This is a genomic window from Vreelandella janggokensis (genome assembly GCF_031451615.1).
GTDB lineage: Bacteria > Pseudomonadota > Gammaproteobacteria > Pseudomonadales > Halomonadaceae > Vreelandella > Vreelandella janggokensis.
The window spans coordinates 24958-47935 of the sequence record NZ_JARWAJ010000007.1 but is presented as its reverse complement, the minus strand read 5'-3'; the positions used below and the strand labels follow the sequence as shown (position 1 = coordinate 47935).

At 59.4% G+C, this 22978-nt stretch carries 33 protein-coding genes and 1 pseudogene; 2 read left to right on the top strand and 32 right to left on the bottom strand.

Translation table 11 applies throughout. From position 1 onward, the window contains the following. Positions 1-66: 66 nt before the first annotated feature. Positions 67-573 (bottom strand): phage major tail tube protein, encoded by a 507-nt coding sequence (locus QC816_RS16500; RefSeq protein WP_309783467.1) that lies wholly within the window; start codon positions 571-573, stop codon positions 67-69. Beyond that, a complete protein-coding gene (locus QC816_RS16495; RefSeq protein ID WP_309783465.1) occupies positions 573-2087 on the bottom strand; it encodes a phage tail sheath subtilisin-like domain-containing protein in 1515 nt (504 codons plus the stop codon). The genes QC816_RS16500 and QC816_RS16495 overlap by 1 nt, the downstream gene beginning before the upstream one ends. 170 nt (positions 2088-2257) lie before the next feature. Between QC816_RS16495 and QC816_RS16490 the strand changes: the two genes are divergently transcribed. Continuing rightward, positions 2258-2860, top strand: a complete 603-nt coding sequence (locus QC816_RS16490) for a hypothetical protein (protein WP_309783464.1) — start codon at positions 2258-2260, stop codon at positions 2858-2860. 50 nt (positions 2861-2910) lie between these two features. On the opposite strand, the gene QC816_RS16485 is transcribed toward QC816_RS16490, so the two are convergent. From QC816_RS16485 to QC816_RS16350, 28 genes and pseudogenes are all read right to left on the bottom strand, one after another. Further along, positions 2911-3492 (bottom strand): DUF4376 domain-containing protein, encoded by a 582-nt coding sequence (locus QC816_RS16485; protein WP_309783463.1) that lies wholly within the window; start codon positions 3490-3492, stop codon positions 2911-2913. A gap of 16 nt (positions 3493-3508) precedes the next feature. Continuing rightward, on the bottom strand, positions 3509-4648 hold the full coding sequence (locus QC816_RS16480; protein WP_309783462.1) for a phage tail protein: 1140 nt from the start codon (positions 4646-4648) through the stop codon (positions 3509-3511). A 12-nt stretch (positions 4649-4660) separates the two neighbouring features. After that, entirely contained in the window at positions 4661-5284 is a 624-nt protein-coding gene (locus QC816_RS16475; protein ID WP_309783460.1) for a phage tail protein I, read from the bottom strand. Next, positions 5277-6218 (bottom strand): baseplate assembly protein, encoded by a 942-nt coding sequence (locus QC816_RS16470; RefSeq protein ID WP_309783458.1) that lies wholly within the window; start codon positions 6216-6218, stop codon positions 5277-5279. Before QC816_RS16470 ends, QC816_RS16475 begins: the two co-directional genes overlap by 8 nt. After that, positions 6218-6547: a GPW/gp25 family protein gene (locus tag QC816_RS16465; RefSeq protein WP_309783456.1), complete on the bottom strand. Its 330-nt coding sequence runs from the start codon at positions 6545-6547 to the stop codon at positions 6218-6220. Before QC816_RS16465 ends, QC816_RS16470 begins: the two co-directional genes overlap by 1 nt. A gap of 61 nt (positions 6548-6608) precedes the next feature. After that, the gene (locus tag QC816_RS16460; protein WP_309783455.1) at positions 6609-6896 is read right to left on the bottom strand and encodes a PAAR domain-containing protein; all 288 of its coding nucleotides are present in this window, start codon (positions 6894-6896) and stop codon (positions 6609-6611) included. A gap of 8 nt (positions 6897-6904) precedes the next feature. Beyond that, the gene (locus tag QC816_RS16455) at positions 6905-7390 is read right to left on the bottom strand and encodes a phage baseplate assembly protein V (RefSeq protein ID WP_309783453.1); all 486 of its coding nucleotides are present in this window, start codon (positions 7388-7390) and stop codon (positions 6905-6907) included. Continuing rightward, positions 7387-7947 carry a hypothetical protein gene (locus tag QC816_RS16450; protein WP_309783452.1) on the bottom strand — a complete coding sequence of 187 codons (561 nt, stop codon included), beginning with the start codon at positions 7945-7947 and terminating at the stop codon, positions 7387-7389. The genes QC816_RS16455 and QC816_RS16450 overlap by 4 nt, the downstream gene beginning before the upstream one ends. Further along, the gene (locus QC816_RS16445; RefSeq protein ID WP_309783450.1) at positions 7944-8519 is read right to left on the bottom strand and encodes a hypothetical protein; all 576 of its coding nucleotides are present in this window, start codon (positions 8517-8519) and stop codon (positions 7944-7946) included. Before QC816_RS16445 ends, QC816_RS16450 begins: the two co-directional genes overlap by 4 nt. Beyond that, positions 8506-8832: a head-tail joining protein gene (locus QC816_RS16440; protein ID WP_309783448.1), complete on the bottom strand. Its 327-nt coding sequence runs from the start codon at positions 8830-8832 to the stop codon at positions 8506-8508. Before QC816_RS16440 ends, QC816_RS16445 begins: the two co-directional genes overlap by 14 nt. Continuing rightward, positions 8832-9149 carry a Rho termination factor N-terminal domain-containing protein gene (locus QC816_RS16435; RefSeq protein ID WP_309783446.1) on the bottom strand — a complete coding sequence of 106 codons (318 nt, stop codon included), beginning with the start codon at positions 9147-9149 and terminating at the stop codon, positions 8832-8834. Before QC816_RS16435 ends, QC816_RS16440 begins: the two co-directional genes overlap by 1 nt. Positions 9150-9218: 69 nt before the next feature. Next, positions 9219-11312, bottom strand: coding sequence for a phage major capsid protein (locus QC816_RS16430; RefSeq protein ID WP_309783444.1), 2094 nt, complete (start codon positions 11310-11312; stop codon positions 9219-9221). Then, on the bottom strand, positions 11302-12870 hold the full coding sequence (locus tag QC816_RS16425) for a phage portal protein (protein ID WP_309783442.1): 1569 nt from the start codon (positions 12868-12870) through the stop codon (positions 11302-11304). Before QC816_RS16425 ends, QC816_RS16430 begins: the two co-directional genes overlap by 11 nt. Further along, entirely contained in the window at positions 12863-13402 is a 540-nt protein-coding gene (locus QC816_RS16420) for a hypothetical protein (protein ID WP_309783440.1), read from the bottom strand. Before QC816_RS16420 ends, QC816_RS16425 begins: the two co-directional genes overlap by 8 nt. Before the next feature lie 3 nt (positions 13403-13405). After that, positions 13406-15361: a phage terminase large subunit family protein gene (locus tag QC816_RS16415; protein WP_309783438.1), complete on the bottom strand. Its 1956-nt coding sequence runs from the start codon at positions 15359-15361 to the stop codon at positions 13406-13408. Continuing rightward, complete coding sequence (locus QC816_RS16410) at positions 15345-15866, bottom strand: helix-turn-helix domain-containing protein (RefSeq protein ID WP_309783436.1); 522 nt, start codon at positions 15864-15866, stop codon at positions 15345-15347. Before QC816_RS16410 ends, QC816_RS16415 begins: the two co-directional genes overlap by 17 nt. A 110-nt stretch (positions 15867-15976) precedes the next feature. After that, on the bottom strand, positions 15977-16168 hold the full coding sequence (locus tag QC816_RS16405) for a hypothetical protein (RefSeq protein ID WP_309783434.1): 192 nt from the start codon (positions 16166-16168) through the stop codon (positions 15977-15979). A 7-nt stretch (positions 16169-16175) separates the two neighbouring features. Beyond that, positions 16176-16544 carry a hypothetical protein gene (locus QC816_RS16400; RefSeq protein ID WP_309783431.1) on the bottom strand — a complete coding sequence of 123 codons (369 nt, stop codon included), beginning with the start codon at positions 16542-16544 and terminating at the stop codon, positions 16176-16178. Next, positions 16541-16828, bottom strand: a complete 288-nt coding sequence (locus tag QC816_RS16395; protein WP_309783429.1) for a hypothetical protein — start codon at positions 16826-16828, stop codon at positions 16541-16543. The genes QC816_RS16400 and QC816_RS16395 overlap by 4 nt, the downstream gene beginning before the upstream one ends. Further along, entirely contained in the window at positions 16822-17175 is a 354-nt protein-coding gene (locus QC816_RS16390; protein WP_309783427.1) for a D-Ala-D-Ala carboxypeptidase family metallohydrolase, read from the bottom strand. Before QC816_RS16390 ends, QC816_RS16395 begins: the two co-directional genes overlap by 7 nt. Next, entirely contained in the window at positions 17172-17498 is a 327-nt protein-coding gene (locus QC816_RS16385; RefSeq protein ID WP_309783425.1) for a hypothetical protein, read from the bottom strand. The genes QC816_RS16390 and QC816_RS16385 overlap by 4 nt, the downstream gene beginning before the upstream one ends. Before the next feature lie 112 nt (positions 17499-17610). Then, positions 17611-18135: a hypothetical protein gene (locus tag QC816_RS16380; protein ID WP_309783424.1), complete on the bottom strand. Its 525-nt coding sequence runs from the start codon at positions 18133-18135 to the stop codon at positions 17611-17613. Beyond that, positions 18135-18623: a VRR-NUC domain-containing protein gene (locus QC816_RS16375; RefSeq protein ID WP_309783422.1), complete on the bottom strand. Its 489-nt coding sequence runs from the start codon at positions 18621-18623 to the stop codon at positions 18135-18137. The genes QC816_RS16380 and QC816_RS16375 overlap by 1 nt, the downstream gene beginning before the upstream one ends. Continuing rightward, complete coding sequence (locus QC816_RS16370; RefSeq protein ID WP_309783419.1) at positions 18620-18928, bottom strand: hypothetical protein; 309 nt, start codon at positions 18926-18928, stop codon at positions 18620-18622. Before QC816_RS16370 ends, QC816_RS16375 begins: the two co-directional genes overlap by 4 nt. Next, positions 18925-19668: an adenylosuccinate synthase gene (locus QC816_RS16365; RefSeq protein ID WP_309783418.1), complete on the bottom strand. Its 744-nt coding sequence runs from the start codon at positions 19666-19668 to the stop codon at positions 18925-18927. Before QC816_RS16365 ends, QC816_RS16370 begins: the two co-directional genes overlap by 4 nt. After that, positions 19665-20000: a MarR family winged helix-turn-helix transcriptional regulator gene (locus QC816_RS16360; protein WP_309783416.1), complete on the bottom strand. Its 336-nt coding sequence runs from the start codon at positions 19998-20000 to the stop codon at positions 19665-19667. The genes QC816_RS16365 and QC816_RS16360 overlap by 4 nt, the downstream gene beginning before the upstream one ends. Positions 20001-20002: 2 nt before the next feature. Further along, positions 20003-20752, bottom strand: coding sequence for a replication protein P (locus QC816_RS16355; RefSeq protein WP_309783658.1), 750 nt, complete (start codon positions 20750-20752; stop codon positions 20003-20005). 73 nt (positions 20753-20825) lie between these two features. Next, positions 20826-21557 (bottom strand): annotated as a pseudogene (locus QC816_RS16350) (helix-turn-helix domain-containing protein); the annotation flags it as partial. A 97-nt stretch (positions 21558-21654) separates the two neighbouring features. Here QC816_RS16350 and QC816_RS16345 point away from each other — a divergent pair. Then, positions 21655-22110, top strand: a complete 456-nt coding sequence (locus QC816_RS16345) for a hypothetical protein (RefSeq protein WP_309783415.1) — start codon at positions 21655-21657, stop codon at positions 22108-22110. Here QC816_RS16345 and QC816_RS16340 read toward each other — a convergent pair. Further along, entirely contained in the window at positions 22073-22468 is a 396-nt protein-coding gene (locus QC816_RS16340) for a hypothetical protein (RefSeq protein ID WP_309783413.1), read from the bottom strand. The genes QC816_RS16345 and QC816_RS16340 overlap by 38 nt on opposite strands. Positions 22469-22724: 256 nt before the next feature. After that, positions 22725-22970: a hypothetical protein gene (locus QC816_RS16335; protein WP_309783411.1), complete on the bottom strand. Its 246-nt coding sequence runs from the start codon at positions 22968-22970 to the stop codon at positions 22725-22727. Between the last annotated feature and the right edge of the window lie 8 nt (positions 22971-22978).

Genomic DNA, 22978 nt, shown 5'->3' with positions numbered 1-22978 from the left:
GTTGTGGGTAAATAAAAAGGGCCGGCGGAATCACCGGCCAAGGACTGCCATGCCGACCGAAACGGGTTAAACGCCCAGCGCGGTGCGCAGGCCGCTTAAAAAGTCGTTGCCGTTGACGATGCGCACCATGTTCTCGATGTCGATCTCGTGGACCAGCTGGCCGTCATGCTCTTCGCGGTAGTAGTCCAGGCGCATCGTGATGGTCATGGACGCCGCCTGCCCGGGTTCCCAGGTGCCACGATCGAGCGACGTGATCTTGCCGCGCATGTTATGAACGGTGGGACGCCAGGTGCCGTCGTAGGACTGCATTGCCCCGCGGCCGACCAGCGGGACGGCGTTGCCTTCGCTGACGCCAAACTGACGCAGCACAGCGGCATCGTAAGCACGCAGCACGAAGCTGGTTTCCAGGGCTTCCATGCCCATGTCCAGGGTGATGGGGGCATCCATTCCGCCAGCGCGATGCTCCTCTGTCGCAATATTCAACACGGGCGGCGTGTACTGCATGACCTGGCCAGCGTAGCCCCGGCCATCAACCGACACGGTCATTTGCTTGATAATGTTGCGAGCGGCCATTACGCGAATACCTCTTCGATGTAATCGTTCACCAGCATCGAGCGGAACGTGATGTGCTCAGCCGGATAAGGCGGTGTGAACTCAAAATTGAAGTACACCTTGCCAAGCTGGATATTGGCGGGCGTGTTGAGGTCGGGATCTGGCCAGCAGCGGCCACCGAGCAGCGCGCCTTCGGCAACCAGCCCGCGGATGTACTCGTTAACCCCCTCGGTCACGTCCTCGACGTAGGTCTTGGTGATGTTGCGGTCGACGGCCCAGAGGTGCGCGCGCTGGATGCTGTCGTTGATCATGTCAGCGGTACGGCGCACGGAAAGGAAGTGCCACTTGGTGTCGTCGGTCAGCGAGCGGTTACCCCACAGGCGGTAGCCGTCCTGGCGGATGATGGTGGCGATACCGCCTTCGTTGAGTAAGTTGGCGCGGCTGTTGGCATCGCCCAGTTTGAAGTCGACCGGCCGAGAGGTGCCGACAATGCCGTTAATCGGCTTGTTGGAGGGCGACCACCAGAAGCCAAGGTCGTTGTCGATCTTGGCGATGATGCCCGCGGTACGGGCACTAGGTGGCTCGCTGGCATAGCTGCCATCGGACTGCAGCACCTGCACCCACGGATCCACTAGGTAGACCCGGGCGCTCCCCCAGTCGTTGGCGTACTGTTGGGCAGCGTCGTCTGTGGTGTTGGGACCATCGGCGACGATCACCGCGCGCAGACGCTCGGCGATGCCTAGCAGTTCGGCGACCACAGCATTGCGCAGGCCAGTCTCGCGTTGGTGGGTAAACCCGGGCGCGCAGAGAATACGGGGAGAGAAGCCGACGACACTCTCAGCGCCAGCCAGGGCATGCACGCCCTCAAGGTCGCCGGTCTGGCTGTTTACGCCACCAACGATATTGGCCAGGGTCTCCTGTTCGGTTTCGGCCTTCTCGACGCGAACCACAATCACCACAGCACCGACCTGGTCGAAGATTCCATCCATTGCACCTGGCAGCGTGCCGGACGTGCCCAGGCGGACGGCCTCTGTGCGAGATCCCGCGACTAGCGTCGGCCGGTTGAGCGGGAACGGTTCAGCCGCACCGCCGGAAAGCTGACGCCAATCACGGTCACGCGGGATGCCGCTGCCATCACTGCCTTCGGCCAATGCCGCGGTTACCAGCGCTGAGGCTTCGGCCGCATCATTGACGGCTGTCACGATCTCATTCGCAGTGCTTGAGATCTCGCCCTCGGTATCGGTGCCGAGGGTGACGGTGATGTCTTTCTCGCTGATGGCCACCGCCAGGGTGGCGGAGGACTCGCCTGGGGCAACGTAGCGAACACGGATGTTATTGCCGCCGTTACCTGCCTCTGCCGCGGTGTACAGAATGGCCGTATTGGAGGGCGCGTTTCCGATGATAAGCTCGGCGGCGGTCGCGCCTTCGGCATCCGGCGCGGTGCCGACGATGCCAACAACCCCCGAGCGGACGGTCTGGATAGGCCGCGGCCCAGTGTCGATTTCAAGGACCTCGGCCCCATGTAAAAATGCCATTGCGGTTGCCTCTTGCCTGATCAGGTGGTGAACTGCTGACGATAGGCACAGCATGGCGGGCACGCGCGCAAGGCTCCGCTGGCGGTGGTTCTTCCTGGCGCAGATTTGACTTCCTACTAACCACTGGTTGTCTGCGTTGCAGGATGGTTCTTTGATGGTTCGGAGGCTTTATGGGTAAGGATGAAAAAATTGTCTTTCAGCTTAATCACGAGGCTTTAAGGTGCCGGTTTGCATTTGAGTCATTTATGTTATTGCTCGAACGGCATTTTGCCAGCTTGGAGGATGACTATAAATTTTGGTTTGTTTTACAGGAACGTTACGTGTCCTGGCTGGCCCATATGTATGAATTTATGAAGTTATGCTGGGCTAGGGAATTTGAGGTTCTGCCGCATCGGCTTGAGTGCTATTTGATGAAGGAAGGGCCAATACAGGATAGGAGTGAATTGCCTAGATTAATCGATTCTTTGATTGATGATTCTGCGATAATCGCCGTTAGAAATGCTAACCGCACGTCTGATAGAGAGGCTGTTTTTAGCCCCGGATTTGGCAAGCTCATAAAGCAGATAAGAAATAAATACTACGCTCACCCCGACTCTGAACGGATGACCCTTAAGAAAATAAAGCAATTTAATGATGAACATTATTTCACTGCCCTGAGTGTTTATAAGGAGTCGGTGTTGTCCTTTGCAGGTGGTGATTCTTTGTCCTCCGAGAGCAAAGAGGTATTAGAAGCTTTCAGGGAAAGCCTTCTTAAAATCAAAAAAGAGCGATAGTGAAACGGATAGCCCGCCAATTGGCGGGCTTTTCGTTGCTAGGGCGGTGTCTACCAGCTGATGGCGTCGAGGGCTTCGCGGTCTTCGGCTTCAAGGGCGGCGTCGATGTCGGCTTTCAATAACCAGCTTTTTTTCAGCTGGGCCTTTTTGAAGGCCTTGGCGGCGTCGGTGGCGTCGATCATCTGTTGTGGGGTCAGGCTGTAGACGGCGTTTGACTGGGTGCGTAGCTCCTGCACCGCGTCGGTTTCGCCGCTGTCGCGTAGGTCGCGCGCTTCGATGGCCAGGCCTAGCAGGTTGGGTTCATCCTGCGGGCGGGTCTGGATGATGTCTTCGGTGCCGTCGGGCATGGTATATGGCATGCCTGCGGCTAGCTTGGCGGCCAGGGCGGTTTCGATCTCGCCGCGCTTTTTGGCGGCGAGGGTGTCGAGGTCATCCGGTGGGATCGGCACCCAGGCTGGTCGGCCGTTTTTATCTGCACCGCGTTGCATACCTTCTGGAGGTTCACCCTGGCCGTAGATCTGCCATTCTTCGTTAGTGACATCGACAAGGTCATCAGGCCAGTTTCCAGCAGCTTCATACCTCTTTTGAAGCGAGTCTCTATAGAAAGAATTACGAGATTGGCTGTATTTCACAATTAATTCTCCGTTATTAGTAACCTATTGCGATCACAGTAACTTTCTCATCATCATTGGCGCTTCCTGTTATACGAAATGTCCGAGCTGTAAACCCAGAGGTATCGATAGACGCGAGCGTGATATTGAGCTCATTTGTTCCGGTTCCTACATAAAGCGTGCCTTGTGAGTGAGCTATCACCTCGCTCGGAAATTCGAACGGAAAACTAGTTGATGCCATACTGTTCGCGGTAACGACAACAGAAGCCCACTGAAGAATCAGCCCACCTGGCAGCATCTGATACCCACTTTCAGCAAGCGACTGATTTTCGCCTTTAAATGCATCGTCTAATCGTCCCGGCGATAGGAGTTTTGTCAGGCTCGTCAGCGCAACAGCCTCAAGCGCTGTTGACATCTGTCCATTCAGTTTCTTAGGCGTTACTGCCGTTTCGTCATCATTCCCCGCATCGACCTGTGCCTGCGTCGCGACTTTGAGCATCCCGGCGACGGTTTCGGTGGCCTGTTTTACCCACTGGGTTGCCCACGCTTTGAGCTTTTTCGCGGTGACGAAGCGGGTGTCGTTTTCGCCGGTGTTGACCGTAGTTTGATCCGCCACGCGGGCCATGCCCTGCTCGGCTTCGGTCGCCGGTGGATGGTTGCGGCTTTCGGCGTGCTGTTGCAGTGCGTCGGCGGCAGCTTGGCTTGTGGCTTCGTCGCCATCGTCGGCGTATTTGCGGGTTGCCAGCACGACGCTGGGGTCGACTTTGAGCGTGATGGCGGCGGTGTCGCTTACTTCCAGCACAAAGCGCACGGTTTGGGTGCGCGAGCTGCCTTCGTCTAAGACCGGCTTGTAGGTTTCTGGGTAGTTGCCGTAGCCGATCAAGTCTCCGGCGTTGTCGTAGATGCCGATTTCGCGGATAGTCCAGCCGCCGACATCGGGCGGTATCACCTGCTCGATGACGATCCAGCTGGGGTTGTCGGGGTCAACGTCGCTGGTGTTGATCGAGGCGCGGCGCACCTCATTGATTAGCTGTTCTTCGTCACCCTCTGGTGTGGGCAGACTGCCACCGCCGTCGCCTACTGCTAGCTGGGTGATCTCGATTGGTTGTTTAAGCGCGATAGCATTGGCTTGTTTGGCCCGGCCGATCTCGGTTAGCAGGGTATAAAACTGGGGCATGGGGTTCTCCTGTTAGGTCTGCGGGTAGACGGTGGTGGTGTCGGTAACCTCTAGCCCGATGCCGATATAGAACGTGCCGGTGACCTGTGTTTCGCCGGCGGCGTAGGGGTAAACGGCGGTGACGTCGCCGTCGTACATGCCAATGCCGATGTGAAATTTGCCGCGGCTTTCGCCGAGCAGGTCGAGGCCGGTGATGTGGCGGGTTCGCGGCTTGGCGTCGTCGATGAGTCGGGTGAGCTCTTCGTACATGGCATCGGTAATGCCGGTGTCGAGTACGCCGATGCGCAGGGCGAAGGTGCCGCGCGGGCCTTCGGGCTGTTGCTCGAACCATTCGTCTACTTCGAGCAGGTAGCCGAGCGGCTCGACGACGCGGCGCAAGGCTGAAATGGTGCCTTTGCGTTTATGCACGGCCCAGGCCGAGCGGCATACATCGCGCTTGGCTTCGGTTGACCAGGTGGGGTCCCAGCGATCCACGGATAACGCCCAGGCTAGGTAGGGGAGCAGGTGCGCGGCGCAGTCGTTGGGGTTCCATAACTGGCGAAGCGGTACCGGGACGCGCTCGATGTCGGCGAGGGCTACAGCGGCGGCGCGTTCGAGCGGTGTGGTGTTGTGGGGGAGTAGCTGTTGGTTACTCATCGCTGCCCCCGCTGGTGATGCCGATGCTGACGTTTTGACTGGTGCACCGGGCGGCCTTGGTTTTGTCGATGATGATGTGTTCGGGCGGCGATATGAGGTTCACCGTCTCGACGCCTTCAACGTGTAGGGCGGCTTTGATGGCGTCGCGGTAGATGCTGACGCCGAGTCGGCGGCGCTGTCGGTGTTGGGCTTCAACAAAGCGCTGCAAGCGGGCACTGGCGGCGGCCAATATGGCTTCTTGCGCGGTGGTGGCTTCGTCGTATAGCTGCAGCTCGGCGTCGATCAGGTAGTCGATGATTTCGGCTGATTGGGTCGTGACACGGTCGCAGACCGGGCGGATGTCTTCGGGTGTTAGGGCGTCATAGACGATGTCGAGCAGCTCTTGGCTTGCGGTGCCGTCGCCTTCGCGTGATAGCACGATGATGAGGGCGTCGCAGGGCTCGGGGGATAGGGCGCGGGCATCGGCGACGCGACCGTCGGCACTGCGGGCGTGGAATTCGTAGGCGGCGGTTGGGCCGGCGATGCTGAGGCCTTCCCAGGCTTCTTGCCCGCGCAGGCGTAGTTCTGTGTTGCTCTCATACGTGGGCGGTACCGGCGGCGTGGCGTCTGGGTCGCCTGGGTCGATTTCCAGGCGCTCTACCTCAAAGTTGGCGACGAGGTTGTCGAGGTCTTCGTCGATGGCGTAGGCGAGCATGACGCCTTTGGCCGCTTCGTTGACGCGTTGCCGCCATACCAGCTCCCGGTAGGCGTTTTCCTGCAATAGCTTGGTGAGCGGTTCGCTTTCGAGTTCGAGGGTTTCTTCGACTTCCTCGCGCTGTTCGCTGCTGACCAGGTCGAGCAGGGCGGCTTTGCGCTCGGCGTAGATTTCCTCAAAGTCGAGTTCTTCGACGACGGTGGGGGCGGGTAGCTGTGATAGGTCGATGGTGGTGCTCATTAGCTCACCTGTATGCCGTCGAGATTGATCATTTCACCGGTCGGCAGGTATTCACCTTCCAGGGTGAGCAAGATATGCCCGGGCGAGGCGCTTTCTGTTCGCACACGCGTTAGCTTGAAGCGAGGCTCCCAACGGGCCACGGCTTCGGCGGTGGCCGCGTATAGTTCGACAAGGGTGGTGTTGTTCATTGGCGCATCGACCAGCTGATAGAGGCGGGATCCATAGTCACGCCGCATCACCCGAGTGCCGATAGGCGTTGTCAGTATGTCGCGGAGCGATTGCCGCAAGTGGTCGATGCCGGATAACGTGCGCCCGGACTGCGCGTTCATGCCGTTCATGACTGTGAGGATGCGCCAGCAAGCTCAACGCCTCCGCTGGCGGTGGTTCTAGCTATCCGGCGGAGACATTGCCCGAGCCAGTGGCCACGCTGGACCCGCAATCAACCGGATCCCCAACGCGCCCGAGTTGCTGGCCGTTGGCGTAGACCGTGCCGGATCCAGACCCCAGGCTGCCGCCGTGACAAACCGGCACACTGTTGCAGTGCGTGGCCCACCCATCGCCTTGGCGGTGCACGGCGATGCCGTTGGCGTAGACATTGCCGCTGCCACCGGTGCTGGCCCTGGGTGGAAAATCACCGTGGCCTGTGCAGCTATCTCCCAAACGGGTAACGGCAGGCATAAACGCTCCTAGTTCAGGTCAATACGGGCGCCATTGAGGCGAATCCCCTCGGCGTCGAGCTCAAGCGTCGAGCCGTTGCTCGATAGCAAGATACGGTCTCGATCCATAGTAATTTGGCTCTCACCTGTTTGAGCCACACATTCATGGTTAGCGCTGTCGTACTGGAAACGGGTGCCGTCCTCAAACTCGATAAGGTCAAGGTCGGGGTTGCTGGAAGGTGCCGAAAGCGCGTTGCTATACAGCATGCCGGTGATGACCGCTTGGGCAGGATCTCCGGAGGGGCTGGAAAGCACTACCTGCTGGCCCTTTCGAAGCGGGCGCCAGCGGCGATAGTTGCGGCCCATTTCCGCTGGCCAGTTAAGCCACGCCGTGCGGATCTCGCCGATCTCGACTTTAAGTTTGCGGGTAGGGTGATCGACCTCGAGGACGGTACCGACCATCACCATGTTATTGAGGCGTCTTTCTAATTCCTGCAGTCGCCAAGCCTGGTTCACTCGCTGCCCTCCTCTTCGTGCTGACCACCATCCTGGCGGGCATAAAGTTCCTCATGCTTAGGGCCAATCAGGGGTGCAATGCCCACCCAGACTTCACTGGGAGTAACCCCGTCGTCGATCCATTCGTTCTCGCCTATATGGATGATTTGCGCCCACTCAATGCGCCACACCAGATATTGATCAAGCTCGGGGCTAAATTCATCAGGCTCAGCCACTAGCACTCGGGCAGGCTCTACCGGCAGGCCCCATTGCTGTTGATGGATAAAGTGCGCCAGCGCTGTTACCTGAGAACGGATAACCCTGCCCTGGTTAGCGCCGCGCCAGCCGATGAGGTAACGAAGCTCAAACTGTGCCTCCATGGCCAGCTGGCCAGTACCTGGGTCATCGTCAGGGGCTGCGTTTAGCTCGGTCAGCTCTATCAGCGCAGCGGGTACTTCAATGCGCTGCCGGTCATCCGGATAATCGGCGACCGTCTTGATGGACGGGAAACCGGCGGCAATCGTATCGATGATCGCTTGATGAAGCCCCGCCAGGTCGATCTCGGTATCAGCGTTCATGCGGCCCTCAGGTAAGCGATGCGGCGTTCCAGGTCGCGGCGGAAGTGGCGCCAGAAGATGACTTCAAGCTGGTTGAATATCTCGTCTTCGACGAAGACGTCAGCCCTGTCTTTTACGGGCAGGGTTTCCTGATGGATGGGCAGGCGGCGGGCACCGCGTCGACGCATGATGGTGCGCCGATTAGCACCGCGTGGCTTGGCCACAAAGGCACCTGGAAAGCTGTGACTGCCAGCAGGGCCCGAGTACCCAGCACCTGACGTTGTCTCGCTAACGCGGCCTTTGAACTCAGAAACGGCAATGTCGTTGAGCCCATACCACAGTTTGACCGAGGCCATCTTGCGGTAGTCGCCGCTCTTGGAGCCTTTTACGCGAATCGTCTTCAGACGCTTACGTGCCGCCTTGGCACGGCGTAAACCCAACTCGCTGACCAGCCCCTTGCTGGAGAGCTTTCGCAGTGTGGCCGCCGTACGTGTTAGGGCGCGGTTGTAAGAGGCATTCACCTCCTTTGGCATGGCCCCAAGTTCCTCGACGACCCGCTGCAGGTCGTCGGCATCAACATCAAAATCCAGCATTGGCCGTCACTGCCAGGTCGAGCATTGCCATTCCGGTACCATCGCCCTGCGGTTGCGTCATCACGTCATACGTGATGCCTTCGACCGTGCAGGTATCGCCTCGGGCAACGCCGTTAACATCGGCTTGCTTACACCAAACCCTTGGGCGCTCGCTGTCCATGCGGTACTCGCCAAGCTGGGCGTCCAGGTATTGATCTTCATAAATGCCGGAGAGGGTGAGCACTGTTCCGTCAGCGCGCGTCACCGTGACAGAGACGGCAAATTCCTTTTCATCAAGGAAGTCGTCGAGGTTCTCCCAATCCGGCGCTGGCATTACTCGTCTCCAGCCTCAGCGGCTTCAATAGCAGCGATTAGCTCGGCTTTTTTCATCTTCTCCGCGCCTTCTATCTCATACTCTTTTGCGGTGGTTTTGAGCTCTTCAACGGTGAGATCCTGAAGGCCTGGCACATCAACATCATCACTTTCTGCATCGACGCTAGCCTCAAGGATCTTCGCCTTACCGCGGCGTTTTAAGCCTTGCGCTTCGGTCGCGGGCACACCCCGAACCACTTGCCCAGGCTTGATCATTTTGCCTGAGGCCATGAAGGCACTGGTGCACTCGATGTCGACTTTTTTGGATTGCTTGCTCATGGAGTTACCTCAATGAATGGCTTAGTAGATACGGCCCCGCGAAATGCGGGGCCGCCAGTCAGTTACCGCTTAGGGCGTGTTACGGCCGAGACAGAAGGACTCTACCCGGCGGGTCGCCATATCAACGTCCTGGAAGACCACCAGCCGCGTACCGCCTGACTTGGATAGGCTGTAAGGGTCAACAGTCAGATCGAGACCGCCCCACATACCAATGATCAGGTCGGCGAAGTTGCCAAAGAAGATGTCACCGCTCTGGATCTGGTTGGTCACCTCAGTGCCGTAACCGTTAACCGTATTGCCTTGCTCCCAGATCGGCGCGCCGTTGGTGCCATCAAACTTCTGCGTGGTCTTGAAGTGGCCACGCATCATTGACGCCATCACGTACGCCATAGAGTTAACGTCAGCGTTATCAGCGGCGATCTCGCTCTCCATCTGCACCGTCTCGGCATAAGTCGGCTTGCCGGCAGTGGCGAGGTTGACCGCGTTGATACCAGAGGTCTGGGCGATACCGGTTGGCTCGTTGCCGCCAGCACCGTAGAAGCCTGCTAGGTCGATAGCCTGGGCGACGGCTGATGCCAGGTCATTGCGCACCACACGCTCGGCATCAGGCGTTGACTGCAGCATCAGTCGGCGAGTGATGTCGGTATAGGCCGCCACGGTCTTGGGCGATAACGCAATCTGCCCAATGGTCGGCGTGCCCTCGTCGGGGTCTTCACCTTCACCCAACCAGTAGGCGGTAGCACCACCGGTCTGCTTGGGGATCTCAACGTTGCCGACCAGCCCACTCATGGTCGTGGCCAATCGCATCAGAGCAGTACGGTTACGCAGCATCTCAATGAAGCTGCCCGCCATGTACTGCGTATCGACTAACCCTTCCCCTGTGGTGGCACCGGTAGGGGTATCAGCAGCGCCACCGGCGTTGAACGCACGAGACAGAACGTCATCCGGAATCAGTATCCCGCGCGCCTGCTTGCCATACTGCCGTTCAGCTTCTGAGGAAAGCTCCAGCTCAAACTTAGCCGCTTCCTGGGCTCGCTTGTCGTTGGGGTTAGCCAGCGCCCGAACCACGTTCATCATTGAATAACGGCGCAGGTCTTTGTCGGTCATACCAATGCTGGCTGAGCGAGTTTCGCCTTCGCCGTTATCGGTGACCGCCTTGGAGCGCTGCTTGTGCATTTCCCCCAGCAGGGCGCGCTGGAACTCCTCTGGGCTTTTGCCCTCGCTAACGTAGCGGGTCGCCAGGTCGGCGTTCTCGTACTCGCGTCCCATATCCATGATGGTTTTGACGCGGGTCTGCTCTGCCTGAACGCCTGCCGTACGGGCCTGCGCCTGAGCGTCGCCAGCGCGCTCGATCATCTCAAGCACTTCGACGATGTCGCCCTGCTCGTTAACTTTGGCGCGAACCAGATTGCCGCTTTTATCGCGGAGAATTTTCTCTTTCATCTCGCTTTCCTTTCGGTGTGTTCGGGATGCGCCAGCAGCGCCATTACCTTCGCTGCTGGCAGTATCGGTGCCGCCCGGCCCTTGCTCCGCTGGCGGTGGTTCCTGCGAGCGCCCTACGCCCACCGACGCATCCGCCGGCACAGAGACGAAGCTGATCTCGTGCGGCTCCCAATCGGTGACGCGCACCATGTCAGCCATCCCGGCCCGCTCCTCAACCTCTACCTTGTGGATTGAGTAGCCAACCGAGACATGGCGACGGATACGGTCGACCACGTCCTGCCACACCTCAGAAGCACGCGCGCCTTTCCCAAAGCGCACAGTCGCCCGGCCCCGCCGGTCGTCTCCTACGGTGACAGACTCCACCACGCCCACGTGATCGTCCCAGTCGTGATTGACCAGGATTGCCCCGCCATCAGCGAGACGATCAGTGCGCATGGCTCCGGGGCTATGGTCCAGCACCTCAATGCCGAACCAACGCTCCACCTCGGCCTCGCTGGAAAACGCCAGCTCAACCGTACGGTTCTCTTTATCGATGGCCCGCACTTCGCCAACGATCATGTCGCGGCGCAGGCCTTCCTTTTGAATTTTGCGCAGCTGCTCATCGGTCACGCTGCGCGTCTGGTGTGTGCCCTGAAGTTGCCGGGCCTTGTCCGCCACCGGTGCCTTTGGATCTCGCACGGGCTGGTGCATCCGGTCTTCGGTTTCGCGCTTATCCTTCATTGCTTGCCTCTCCTGCGGTTTCGCCCTGGGGCGTGCTGCTGCCGCTGTTCATGGTGGGGTTGCCCAAGGTGGCGTCTACCAACTCTTCGGGGATGCCGGCATCAATCATTGCCTGTCGGTCGCTCGCCCACTGACGCCAAACAGTGCGGGGGTCACCACCACGCTCACGAATCACCTGGCTGGGCGATTTGATCTTGTTGGCAATATCTCGAGCCGCTGTTTTGCTGTCCTTGTCGGGGTCGACCCAATCCCAACGACGGCCCTGCCATGCGTGCTCGCGATATTTCTCGATGCGCTCGGCGCGAAGGGTCGCGCCATTAGCGCCCGCCACGGGAATGCCTTTGAGCAGCGCCCTGGGTAGCCAGGCCTCAAACACTGGCTCTAGCAGCTGCTCGATCAGCCACTCCTGCAGATCCATCCAGGCGTCGCGAGACTCCAGCACGCCATGCCGGAGGCTTGAAAAGTTGACGCCCTCCAGGTCATTGGCGAGTGTCGGGTAGTCGATACCTAAGCCGGTCGCAATACCTCGCAGGCTCTGTTTACTGAAAGGCGCCAGCTCACCGCTTGGGAACTGAGGATCCCAGCCTCTGAACTTGAGACCGGGCGGTAACTCCTGGTAGCTGCCGGGATCGGCATCCATGTACAACGGCTCGTGCTCGTCCTCTTCCTCGTCGGCAGGGCCCATGCCCTCTTCCCATTCAAAGAAGCCACCTTTGGCCGCCGACACGCGGGCGTTGACGAGCGCTGCTTTTTCAAAGCCGTCGAGGTGGTGCATACGAAGCACAGCCGTGACCATCCACGGCAGCCCACGGCGCTGACCAACCAGGTCTTCCAGGAAGCCATGCACGACTTCATCAGCCGGAACCTCGACGAAGTTGCGGCCACCAAAACGATAATCGCTTTCCGACGGATCAAGGGTGCCAAACAGGTAGCCCACGGCGCGCCCGAGCCGGTTGTACTTGATGCCTTGCCGGATAAACTGCCCGCCGGGCAGACGATCTTCGTTGACCTCGACCGGGCACCGCTGCGGGTCAAGCACCTGGATAGCAATGCCCCAGGGGTTAAGGTCTCGACCGCGAACGATACGAAACATGAACTCGCCGTTGATGGCGGCGTCTTCTGCCGCCCGCGATAGCAGCTGGCGAAAGGAGCGGCGCCCGGTAACGTCACAAACTTTGCGGTCACACCATTTGGAAAAGTCGGCCTCGATGGCGTCATTGGCCCGCTCGTCGAGCGAACCATCGGCGTCTTTTGCCTGCGCCTGTAGCGCGATGCCTTTTCGGCCCACCACGTTTTGGCGCACCTTGCGGACGAAGCCGCGGGCGTAGTCGTTGGTTAGGAGCAGGTGGCGAGAACGCGCCACCAACGCCCGCTGATTCTTGTCGACGAACTGGTCTGCAGGCACCGGCACTGTCGGCAAGTCGCCAGAAAGACGATCCGCCCGCGCCTGCCCCAGCAGGGTACGCGCCAGCGCTCTGGGTATCTGGCGCATGCGTGAAGCGCGGTTAGGCTGGCTCGCCTGCTCTGTTGGCCGCTGACGCTTGAACGGGTTAATCACGGTTGAACCTCGCTAGCACTTGACGGCCCAGCGTGTCGCGGCCACGTCGCGCAGCACGCGCTCGGCGAACCTCTTGGCGGTATACATCACGAAGCTTGAGCAATTGGCTGATTGGCGTGCGGCGAAGCTCTCGGTTGTTGATGCGGTAACTGTCCTGGTCTTTACTTGCCCGGCCTTCAATAACCGCCTCGATGGCCTCCAGAACTTTTTCCGCGTGACCGCGCCCGTCATACCCTTCCTGAAGATCCGCCAGGTCAGGCGCAACGGTTAGCGTGCCGGTCTCAATCTCGTGCACCTCTTCGCCGTTATTGACGCGCAAGCTGTACCAGTAGGCGCCAGCCGTCCAGGCGCCGGTTGTCTCGGCGGACGCAGAGAAGGCGTGCAGTTTTTCGTCAGGCTGGGATTCGAGGTCTATAGATTGTGCGCCACGAATGATCAGCGTACCCGCCCACTCCGGAGGCGGGTACGCCGTTAATGCCACCGTGATCGCCAGGGTGGTGCCTGCCGTGAAACTGTCGGGTATGTAGGCCATGCGTCACCAGTTGTTGACCCAGTTCTTCCGTGGGCGCGTTGCTTTGCGCCTAGTCTTGCGTTTCGTGGGCTTCGGCTCCGCTGGCGGTGGTTCTTTCTGAGAGGCTGTCGGTGTGGTCTGAACGCCATCGTCGTCATCTTCCTTGGCGTCATACTCGGCAAGGCGAGCAGCATGTCGCTTGAGGCTTGGCGACGCTATTTTAAATGCGGCGTAAGCGTAGACGCGGCAGTCCAGTGCTTCGTTGCGCGGGCGCGTCTGGTGCCACTCGCGCTTGGGAACGCCCTTCACATACTTGGTGACCAGCTTCTCGGCGGTTAACTGGTGGAACCATTCGGCTTCACGCTCGGCAGGAATATGGCAGTAGCCCGGGCCCGCATGCTCGACCGCCAGTCGGCGCATCACGGTTAGCTTGGCCTCGTCGGTACCGACACTGAACAGGTCAACCTTACGCTGGCCTCGGCCGGTCTTCTTGCGTGAAGGCGCGGTAACCACTGGCCGATCCCAGCCACCGACGCCCTTGATGGCAAATAAGCGGCGGCCCGTTTTGCCTCGAGCGTACTCATAGGCGCGCTGGGTGTAGCCGCTGCTGCCACCTGTATCCAGGCAGGCGGCGACAATGCCAAGCTGGGCGGTGCTCTCATGCGCCCATGTGGTGGCCAGGTAATCATCCAGGTCGCGCCAGACTTCATCCTGCAGCGGGTCACCCCATAGGACGGTGTAATCGATGGACCATGATTCCTCGCCATAGCCCCAAGCCACGGTCTCCATCTCGAGCCGGTCCTGCTGCATATCGATGCCAGTGGTCAGCACAACACCGCCAGAAGGTACCGGCGCCCTGAATGATTCAGCCCGCTGCATCAGTACGTGCGGCTCGGCCTGCTCGCCCTGCTCTTCCCAGGTTTCCGCCAGCGATACGTTGATGAAGGACTGCAGGTCGCCGGCGGCTTTCTTATCGAGGAAAGATTGCACGATGTCGCGCAGCCGACGAAAGCAGCTGTAGAGCTCGTTAAGGTGATAGCTGGCGTGGCCACGAAACGGCTTTAGCGCCTTCCATCCAGCGCCTACTTTCTCGGCAGTCCGGATAGCGGCGATCCGCTCGCCATCGTTCCATAACACGCCGCAATGCTTGCAGGTATACCCGGCCGTTTCTGGCTTGTGATTACCCTCGTCGTCTCGGCTCCAACTCACCTGGTCCCAGCTAAGCACCTGGTGTGTGTCGCAGTGCGGGCAGGCCACATGGAAGTGGCGCTGGTCGCCCTGGTCATAAGCGGCCTCGATGCGCGACTCGCCCTTGATGGTCGGCGTACTGATCTCCACCAGCAACCGCTGGTCACCAAAGGTCGCCGCACGCTGCCAAAGCAGCTGCACCTCGTCGCCTTCCGGCGTGCCGCCATAGCCGTCGATTTCATCGGCAACGATCCAGGGCGCCGAGCGACCGCGCATGGTCTTTGTGGAGCCTGCCCAGGCAAACATGAGGAAGCCACCGGGGAAGCTCTTCATGCGTTGGTTGTTGACGCCTTCGTGGCTGCGAGGCTTTGCCAGCAGGCTTTGCAGCACCGGGTTAGCGTCGACCATGGGGTTGAACTTGGTTTCCAGCCAGGTGGTCAGGTCGCCCTGGCTGGGCTGCATCATCATCTGGCTGCGCGGCTCATGGGCAATGCCGTAGCCCTGCAGGCAGAGCGCCAGCTGCGTCTTGCCGACTTGCGCGCCCCACATCAAAGAGATCCGATAGCATGCGGGGTGCGTGGCCATGTCCATAGGTTCACGCTGATAAGGGGCGTTATCAAAACGGATGGGGCCCGGGATAGCATTGCCAGTCGGGATGCGGACATTCTGCTCTGCCCACTCGCTGGGTTTCAGTGGGGCTGGCGGCACCAGGTGGCGGGCACTGCGTTTTAGTGCACGCAGTACGCCTGCTGTATTGCTGAACTGTTCAGCCGCCTCAATCGTCGCCGCCATCGGTGCCCTCTTCATCATCAAGCTCAACGTCGGCTTCTGCCGCTGACTCCAGGGCCTGCACTAGCTCGGCGGATAACACTTCCTTGAAGCGGGCTTCGTCGGTCTCACCTATCAACTGACTGACCACGCGGCTCGGCACGTTCATCACGTTGGCGCGAACCGTCGCATTCTCCAGTGCCCGGGCACGCTCGAACTCGTCAATCGGTGCCACCAAGCGGCGGGCTGTGGCGAGATCCAACTCAGCTTGCGACGTCTCGGCGGCGAGCTTTCGCATCTTGAGCTCGAACTCATCGAGGGGGCCGTCGCCCTCTACCTCGAGGCGAGCTTGATCACGCAGCCACTCGGATACATCGCGGGTGTTAAAGCGCCACGGCTTGCCCTGCCTGCCGCGCTGATCAAACGGGCAGCCGCCACGGATCCAGTTAGAAACCGTGTTGAGCGATACGCCGAAAACCTCAGCCAATTCTTCGCGGTTGACCGCCTTCCCTTTTCCCTTGAACGCCATGGCTTCCTCAAACAACAACAATCAACCGGATCTGGCGCGCCTCGCTCACATGAATTTCCGCGATGCCTGTCACCCGCAGGGCTCACCCCCGCCGGGAGTACCTAAAAAGTTCAGCGGCTTTCATCATCGGCAGGCGCTTGCTCGTCTACCCACGCGCGCAAGGCTGCCTTGTCAGCACGATCGCACTCGACGGTCTCGCGTAGCCCGACCAGGGCAGCGCCGAGCGAGCCATCCCCCAGCGATACAGGGCACGTCTCCAGGTAGGCAGTAGGAGGAAGTAGGGGGACCTGCTCAGTCACCACGATCGGGTCACTGGCGCAGGCGCTCAGCAATACTGTCAGGCAACTGCAGGCCCATACACGCATCAAGCTCGGCATTGGCCGCCCTCTCTTGGTTGATTTGGGTGGATAGGGTCTTTGCTCGTTGCTGGGCAGCACGTGCATGCTCACGCTCTGCGACCAGGGCGGCGTCACGTGCAGCCAGGTTCTTCTCGTGCTGGCGCTGCTGGGCCTGGAGCTGATAGCCCAGGGATTCCACTAACGCCTGCTGGCTTTCCATTTCGGCACGCTGCTCGCCTATCGTGTGGGCCTGATCCAGCCCAACGGCCACCACACCAGCAGCACCCGCAACCAAGGCCAAGCCCGCCCATAGCTTCCAGGACCGCAACAGGCCGATCATTTGACGACCGTCCGCGCCTTAGCGCCAACTACCTCAAGCATTGAGTCAGCCGCGTAGCCAACACCAAAGGCCGCCACTAAGCTGGTAACGCCCTGGTCAGCCAGCAAGAGATAGCCCGCCAAACTGCCAACCAGGGAGAGCGCCGACTTATAGGGCCTCACACGCAGAAAGCCGAACAGCGTCAAGTCATGGCCCTGCTGGCGCACCTCGATCAGCTTCTTGAGGATATGGGTCGCGTTGCCCGCCAGCACGAGCAACAGGGGGATCATGTAAGTCATCACCATCGTGCTGGTCCGTTTGAGCGAGTATCGACATGGGTGAAGGTGTCATAGCGGCCCAGGCTGGCGCTGGGGTAATTCGAGGCCAGCCAGTCATACACCGCATCAGGCGCCACGCCCTTGATCTGAATATCAGCCGCGCGGGCCAGGGTGTGCTGACTATTCGCCGCGCCGCCGACCTTGCGGTTATAGGTCTCACAGCGGCAGCCGCTGGTCACCGTGACAGGCTTGCCGAAATGCTCCCGCACGGCATCGAGGATCCGAAGCGTTGCAGCATCCACGGTGTCGAAACCACACCCGCAATTGCACGCGAACTCAGCACGGTTGAAGTGCTTAGCGATACGTTGGCTCATATAGCCCCCTTAATGATGTTAATGAAGAGCGTGCCGAACGCCGCTCCAATAGACCCCAGCAGCACCAGAGCGGCGGCACCTACAGCGGCCCAGCGCCCTGAAAGCTGTTGTTTGCTTTGGTCGGCAAGCCTGGATGAAACAGCGTGATTCACCTCTACTTCACGCAGGCGTATCGCCATTTCAGAGATCTGGCTGGCTTGGCTCTCAATTTGCCCAGCGTGATTATTTTGGCGTTCTTCCATGCGGGTCAGGCGGTCAAGCACCTGAGCAATGCTCGACTCGATGCGATCAAGCTGCGTATCCCTGCTGGGTATTTCGCTCATAGACACATGGCCCCCTTGACCGAAGCCGTTGAACCACAATGCATAGCTGCCTCCACATAAACGTTGAGAGAAGTCTATGGCGTGGATCTATGAGCGCTCCGCTATATGTAGTTCAAAGGCCAAGAGGCATTTGGGGACTGGCTTGGCGAGGTTCACCACGGCGCGTAACTGGCCCAACGTCTTCAACATCAATGTCGAGGATGTAGCCGAGGGTTAAAGGCGAGATCTTTACCGATCGGGCGACCACCTCGATGCTATCGCCGCGGCGCACCATGTCGCGGGCATCGATAACGTTGGCCACCCATTTACGCGACATGGCCAATTCCTGAGCGACCTCATCCGCGGACAGGCCAGTGTCGCGAAGCGCGAGAATCACCCGGTTCCTGATTGCCCGCTGCAGGTACTTACAGGGAGACGGATAAAGATGCGTGCCGCCAAACTCTTCACAGAGCGCCATGGCGTCCGCGTACCCCAGCATGTCGACCAGGGCATGGTTGGCGTGCAACCGCTCAGGCTTGGGCACATAGACATACAGCGTTTTACCGCTGCACCGCTGGCGCAGGTGGCGAACCATCGTCAGCGCCTTATCTGCCCCGATCACGTCGGCTATCTGCTGTACGCTCGGCGGTAGCTGCATCACTTCCTCCAGTCGGTACCAACTTCAAGGCAGTGGCGATCACCGACCACCTCGGTTAACGGCAATGCCATGTACGCCCGCAACACCGCGCGCGCCTCTTCAAGCCCACGCGCAAGCACGGCGCCATAACCTCGATCATCCGCCAGCGCCAGCCAGTCGCGCTGAGTCGACGCAATAGCCGAATGCCTGGGCGGCGTGGCTTTAAACTCCAGGTACAGTCCATGTAGCCCTCCGCGCGCTTCCATAACGACCAGGTCAGAGACACCCGCCTTCACGCCTTGCGCCTTGAGGTCAGAGCCGGTTTTCTTGTTGCGCTGGCCACCATTAGGCACGTGGTAAGTCACTGGGTACGCCTGCCCCACCTGGCTACCTCGACGCCATTCCCCATGCAGCCAACTGATCAACGCTTTCTGCTCACTCCCCTCATAATCGTGAGACGGCGCGCGGCGCTTTACCGCTGCCCCTGACGAAGCCCTGATTGCCCTCAAGCCTCACCCCCTGCTATGCGCTCATTTAAGCGCTGCTGACGTTCCCAGCTCTGATAGCTGGCCATGACTCTATCGAACATCGCGCTAGCATCATCGTTATGATCCAGTTCGGCGCGGCTCTGGATGCCGCATGCCTTACGGAGCCATCGAGTGGCGCCCGCCGCTTTAAACGTACCATCGGGGAATTGGCGAAACTCAAGCGCGTTCCTCGAGCGCCAACGGTGATCCAGATAGAGCCAAAACCGGGGATTCTGGCAAAGCATGGCGGCGCAGCGGGCTTGTTGACCGCCTTTATACTGAGTCATGACCCACCCCGCGCTGTTAGTGGTCGACTGGGGCTTTTCCGGTCACCTGCCGTTTTTCGCAAGCCATCCAAGCCTGCTGATAGCTCACCAATGCCGTAGGCGTCATCACGTTTCGCTTGGCTCAGCTTACGTTTCAGGTCGCTTATCTCCTCTGCCATTCCATTACAGCGCTTGGCGATGCGGGCATGCTCACCCCACGCTTCGCGAAGCTTTTGATTAACGGCTTCAGGATCGCCAATGCGGGCATAAAGCTTCACCAGGATGAACTGCTCACCGTTCCAGTCGCTTTCCTGACGGAAGTCGGCAAGAGCTCCTTGGTGAGAGCGATAGTTACTCGACTGCCATAGCGCGAAGGCGGCGCCAGCCTTTGGCTTGACGTGGCCACGGCTATTCACCCACAGCAACCCCCAGCCGTCGGGCAATTCATCCGGTTCAATCATGCCCTCTGGACACATGAAGTACCGCCAATTGCCCAAGCCACCTTCGATCCGATGCGGCTTTTTCTTATCGGCCAGGAAATCCGAGCGGCTAACCTTCACCTCAACGACCACTGAGCCGTCGTGGGGTGCATAGCCTGCTTGCCGGAATCCAATGGCATCCGGCACTTCACCCGTCCAACCTGAACGCACTTCACTCACAGCCACATGGCAGCCATGGCCGTTGTTGCTATTTGGTCGCCTCAGCCATTTGACGGCGATCTCGCAAAGCTCGGCATGGCTCCAGTTTTTCGCTTTGGTCATCCTTCACCTCGCTTTTCTCCAGCTATCTCTGACGCTTCCAGCACCAATCCCTTGCCGCTTCCAGTCAGCTGCAGCACCTGGCGAGCAGGTGAATCAGCGCTCATACCGGCAACATCGATATAGCCGAGATCCAAAAGCTCACGACAGCGACCGCAAATGCTCGCCAAAGGCAACGCGGTGGCAGTCGCCAACTGATTGCGGGTCATCGGTCCTTGGCTGGCCAGCGTGGTAATCACAACGCCACGTGAGGAACTCAACTTTCCAGAGCGGCGGTGCTCATTGAACGCGGCCTGCTTCACTTCATTGCCGCTTGGTTGAAATGCGGTATTCATGATTAACGTCCTCCAAGGGCGGCGCGTAATGAACGCATGCCCTGCTCTGGGTTCATGCGGTGCGGCATTCCCGCCGCTTCGGCTTGTTGCTGGGCAGCTTCGCGGCTTGCCCGTTCTGCTTTAGCGCCCCGGGTCTCGCTGCCTTCATGGCCAATCAAACCCTGGGCCTGCAGCTCCTCACCCGCCAGCACGCGGTTAACCAGTGCGGCGTAATGTTTCTCAAAGCGTCGTTCCAGACGTGGCCACGTGCTTTGCGCCGTTGTGTGGGTCAATTCCCACCAGCCCACCGCTTGCCCTGCCAACCTCACCGCCTCATGGCGCCAGCAATGCTCGGCTGGGTGGTGCGCATGGTTCACGGCCTCACGCCATGCGTCAGCGCTGTTCGGCATACCCGCATCCTCGGCGCTGGGCTGAAGCTTCGCGATTAACTCGGGGATCGTCGGCGGCCAGGTATTCCCCGTGCGCTTGATCTCGCTCAACGCCCGCTCGATCGTCTGGTTCGTGGGCAGCATCGGCCACCGCGCCAGCTCCTGCGCCACCTCCCGGCGGCTGAGCTTCAGCATGTCCACCGTCGGAAACGCACTCGAAAACGTCCTCGGGAAAATCGCCTCCAGCCGGGTAAATACCTTGCTCACCAGGGCGGTGATTGCTTCCTTGCGCTCCGGAGGTATCTGGCTCGTCTTCCCAGAAGTCCTCCGCCCAACTGGTGTCGTATGGGTCGGCGAGTTGCTGGCGGACGGCGTCGCGCTCATCGCGGCAACGGCCTGCTGAGTGAGATCCTGTGCGGTTTGCATGGTCGGCTCCTAACGATTGAGCGGGGGCGTGTTTGAGGTCGTTGCGCAGCCAGTCAGCCAGCTTGGCGTGCCAATTGCCGGTACCGTGCTGGCGCTCTGGGTGGTCGGCATGGTGCGCGGTGAACTTGGCCAGCTGGTGCGGCTCGGGGGTCGTGTCGGTAGGCAAGCCGATGCGCCAGCAGGCCGTGGCCAGGTGTTCGGGATCGGGTTGCCAGTCGAGCGTCATCGCAAACCGGCGGGCACCGGTGGGCGGTGGTGTTCCGTCATCGGTCGACTGCGCCGCCTGCTGAAAAACGTTTGGCTCGCTCGCGTTAGAGAGAGAGGGGGTTATGGTTAAGGACGGTTCGGGTGCATCTCTCGCACCCCGTTCTGCAGTGAAATGCACCCCGTTAGGTTCGCGGGGTGTTTCTGGCGCACCCCGTTTATTATTACGGGGTGCAGGTGTTGCATCCCGTTCCTCGTCACCGATGGACGTCTTATCGAGCCCCTTGGTTAGGTCAAGGTCGTACACAGTGGGGCGACGATCCGCGCGGTCGATGATGGCAGCAGCTACCCGCTGGTTACCCTTGCGGATCAAACCATAATCCACCAGCAGCTTTAGCTTGGCCTTCACAGTGCGGGTCGCCAGCCCGGTATAACGGCAGATCAAGTTCACGCTCGGAAAGGCATGGCGCCCCTCATGATTGGCATGGTTAGCCAGCCCGAACAGCACCGCCCTTGCAGCGGGATCGGTCACGGCTTGCTGATGAAGGGCCCAGCTCATTGCTTCAACGGACATGGCCACCCCCACAATAGAAAGCCACGCCACCATCCTCTAAGGTGGTAGTTGCAACACTGTCCACTAATAGAAGGAAAGCGACGTGGCAAAAGCGATTGATTACGACAGCAGATGGCAAATTGCGCTTAACAATGCGTCTGGCGGAAAGATCGATAGCCTGGATGCGATGCAGCCAAATATGCTGGTGGACGTTATGCATGTAGCATTTCAAGATTATCTGGTTGAATGCTATTGCGATCACGTAAGGCAGGAATTTGGGCCAGCCTTGGCGCCTGGGGAAAACATAGGTGTACTGCAGCTGAAAGCCGCCCTTGTAAACCGTTGGCACATTTCTGATTTGCCGAGCGCAAACAAAAGCAAAATTATCGCTGCGCTCACTGGTGAATTGAGTACGTTCAAGCTGCCGGAAGAGGCCTACGAAGTTGTCGCCTTTCTTGAAAAAGGACTTCCGCCACTCGCTTATAGAGGCCAGCACCACATGGATTTTATTATCGAAATGGTTAAGCATCATCGTCCCGACCATCTAGCTGACCAATAGGCCCATCCGTCAGGCCGAGGCACTTGCGGCATTCGCTGATAGACTCAAGCGCCTCGGCCTCATCCCAACGCGCTTTCAGCGCCTTGATCTCGGATTCCTCAGCGCTTTCACGGGCGAGCGTTGCCTGTTTAATCAACTGCCCAAGCTGTACCTCCAGCTGCCACTGCTGCAAATCAGAAAGTTTTGTTGCAAACGCCGCTTCTGACTTCTGGCGCCTGCAGCGCTTTTCCCATTCCCGCTGCACCACTTCTGGCGCAGGGCGCAGCACGGCACATGGCGTACTTAACCCATGCTTGGCTAAAAGCACCTCGGCATTTGCCACATCAAGATCTCGCTGTTCGTCGTTTGCAGTGCTCATACCACACCCCCTGAACAAAAACCCATGGAAGATCGCTTACAACCAAAGAAAAAAGCGCCCTCGACCGTCACCGGATAAAGCTCTGTTAACCTGAAGTTTCCACACATCAAGTCAGGAGCTTTATCTATGAACGGACCTCTATCAGAGAGCGCCAACGAAGCAGCGCACGAAGCTGTACTCGAACTGCTAAGAGCAGCCGACATAAAATCGAATACGCTCACCGAAAAGGGAAAAGGCAAAGCCATTGCCGCCAACCTCATTGACCTTCACCGCGATCTGGCTGCTTATTACCAGGGTCTTGATCAAGAGGAGTAATACCCTCTAGCTCTGCAAAAGCCGCCCGGATGTTGCGGGCGGCCTCCTCGACCGATTCCCTGGCGTCGTTACCTGTCACAGGGCCACCGTCCTTCAGATAATGCGCCAGCACTGAACAGGCTTGCTCTTGGGCAAGGCCACTAAGGGCTTCAAACGTTTCTTTGCTGCTATTGGCTTGATTGCTCATCACTTCTC

Bases quoted from the DNA above. Each gene is read 5' to 3' on its own strand.
- QC816_RS16470 (WP_309783458.1), bottom strand. From the start codon at position 6,218: ATGAGCACCACCATCGACCTATCACAGCTACCCGCCCCCACCGTCGTC.
- QC816_RS16365 (WP_309783418.1), bottom strand. From the start codon at position 19,668: ATGACCAAAGCGAAAAACTGGAGCCATGCCGAGCTTTGCGAGATCGCC.
- QC816_RS16410 (WP_309783436.1), bottom strand. From the start codon at position 15,866: ATGGCGTTCAAGGGAAAAGGGAAGGCGGTCAACCGCGAAGAATTGGCT.
- QC816_RS16500 (WP_309783467.1), bottom strand. From the start codon at position 573: ATGGCCGCTCGCAACATTATCAAGCAAATGACCGTGTCGGTTGATGGC.
- QC816_RS16395 (WP_309783429.1), bottom strand. From the start codon at position 16,828: ATGGTGATGACTTACATGATCCCCCTGTTGCTCGTGCTGGCGGGCAAC.
- QC816_RS16460 (WP_309783455.1), bottom strand. From the start codon at position 6,896: ATGCCTGCCGTTACCCGTTTGGGAGATAGCTGCACAGGCCACGGTGAT.
- QC816_RS16415 (WP_309783438.1), bottom strand. From the start codon at position 15,361: ATGGCGGCGACGATTGAGGCGGCTGAACAGTTCAGCAATACAGCAGGC.
- QC816_RS16370 (WP_309783419.1), bottom strand. From the start codon at position 18,928: ATGACTCAGTATAAAGGCGGTCAACAAGCCCGCTGCGCCGCCATGCTT.
- QC816_RS16440 (WP_309783448.1), bottom strand. From the start codon at position 8,832: ATGCCAGCGCCGGATTGGGAGAACCTCGACGACTTCCTTGATGAAAAG.
- QC816_RS16420 (WP_309783440.1), bottom strand. From the start codon at position 13,402: ATGGCCTACATACCCGACAGTTTCACGGCAGGCACCACCCTGGCGATC.
- QC816_RS16435 (WP_309783446.1), bottom strand. From the start codon at position 9,149: ATGAGCAAGCAATCCAAAAAAGTCGACATCGAGTGCACCAGTGCCTTC.
- QC816_RS16450 (WP_309783452.1), bottom strand. From the start codon at position 7,947: ATGAACGCTGATACCGAGATCGACCTGGCGGGGCTTCATCAAGCGATC.
- QC816_RS16385 (WP_309783425.1), bottom strand. From the start codon at position 17,498: ATGAGCGAAATACCCAGCAGGGATACGCAGCTTGATCGCATCGAGTCG.
- QC816_RS16380 (WP_309783424.1), bottom strand. From the start codon at position 18,135: ATGCAGCTACCGCCGAGCGTACAGCAGATAGCCGACGTGATCGGGGCA.
- QC816_RS16490 (WP_309783464.1), top strand. From the start codon at position 2,258: ATGGGTAAGGATGAAAAAATTGTCTTTCAGCTTAATCACGAGGCTTTA.
- QC816_RS16340 (WP_309783413.1), bottom strand. From the start codon at position 22,468: ATGAGCACTGCAAACGACGAACAGCGAGATCTTGATGTGGCAAATGCC.
- QC816_RS16355 (WP_309783658.1), bottom strand. From the start codon at position 20,752: ATGAGCGCGACGCCGTCCGCCAGCAACTCGCCGACCCATACGACACCA.
- QC816_RS16445 (WP_309783450.1), bottom strand. From the start codon at position 8,519: ATGCTGGATTTTGATGTTGATGCCGACGACCTGCAGCGGGTCGTCGAG.
- QC816_RS16390 (WP_309783427.1), bottom strand. From the start codon at position 17,175: ATGAGCCAACGTATCGCTAAGCACTTCAACCGTGCTGAGTTCGCGTGC.
- QC816_RS16400 (WP_309783431.1), bottom strand. From the start codon at position 16,544: ATGATCGGCCTGTTGCGGTCCTGGAAGCTATGGGCGGGCTTGGCCTTG.
- QC816_RS16480 (WP_309783462.1), bottom strand. From the start codon at position 4,648: ATGCCCCAGTTTTATACCCTGCTAACCGAGATCGGCCGGGCCAAACAA.
- QC816_RS16335 (WP_309783411.1), bottom strand. From the start codon at position 22,970: ATGAGCAATCAAGCCAATAGCAGCAAAGAAACGTTTGAAGCCCTTAGT.
- QC816_RS16495 (WP_309783465.1), bottom strand. From the start codon at position 2,087: ATGGCATTTTTACATGGGGCCGAGGTCCTTGAAATCGACACTGGGCCG.
- QC816_RS16360 (WP_309783416.1), bottom strand. From the start codon at position 20,000: ATGAATACCGCATTTCAACCAAGCGGCAATGAAGTGAAGCAGGCCGCG.
- QC816_RS16465 (WP_309783456.1), bottom strand. From the start codon at position 6,547: ATGAACGCGCAGTCCGGGCGCACGTTATCCGGCATCGACCACTTGCGG.
- QC816_RS16430 (WP_309783444.1), bottom strand. From the start codon at position 11,312: ATGAAGGATAAGCGCGAAACCGAAGACCGGATGCACCAGCCCGTGCGA.
- QC816_RS16475 (WP_309783460.1), bottom strand. From the start codon at position 5,284: ATGAGTAACCAACAGCTACTCCCCCACAACACCACACCGCTCGAACGC.